At 66.0% G+C, this 621-nt stretch carries 1 protein-coding gene; it reads left to right on the top strand.

Annotation, left to right across the window (positions count from 1 at the left end):
- Window positions 1-621: terminase gpA endonuclease subunit (locus QSJ95_RS32500; protein WP_285647883.1), on the top strand; the 621-nt coding region annotated here is incomplete at both ends.

The raw sequence follows: 621 nt of genomic DNA on the forward strand, positions 1-621 counted from the left end.
GCCAGATCACCAAGGCGGCGGATGAGTCTCCCTACCGCCTGCGGCTTCACATTGCCTGCCCGCATTGTCAGCGGGAGCAGCACCTGAAGTGGGGCGGCAAGGATTGCGAGTTCGGCCTGAAGTGGGAGAAGAACGAACTAGGCGAGGCCGAGCGCGCCTGGTACGTCTGCGAGCACTGTGCAGCCTGCTTTGAACACCGAGACATGGTGGCGGCCCAGGCGAAAGGCCGCTGGATCTGCGACGAGACCGGCAGCTGGACACGCGACAGCATCGACTGGTACGGCCCGGACAACGAGCCGATCCGCACGCCACGTTCCGTCAGCTTCTACTGCTGGGCGATCTACAGCACCTGGACCACCTGGGTGTCGTTGGTGGACGAGTGGCTCAAGGTCAAGGGCGACCGCGAGAAGCTGGTCACCTTCATCAACACCACGCGCGGCGAGGTGTGGGAGGAGGAGCAGGGCGACCGCGTGGAGTGGGAGACGCTCTACGCTCGCCGCGAGAACTTCCCGAAGGTGCCGCCGCAGGCGCTGGTCCTGATGGGCGGTATCGACACCCAGGACGACCGCTACGAGGGCCGCGTCTGGGCCTTTGGCCTGGGCGAGGAGGCCTGGCTGGTGC

The sequence above is a fragment of the Pseudomonas sp. NBRC 100443 genome (assembly GCF_030268185.1).
Taxonomy (GTDB): Bacteria; Pseudomonadota; Gammaproteobacteria; order Pseudomonadales; family Pseudomonadaceae; genus Pseudomonas; species Pseudomonas citronellolis.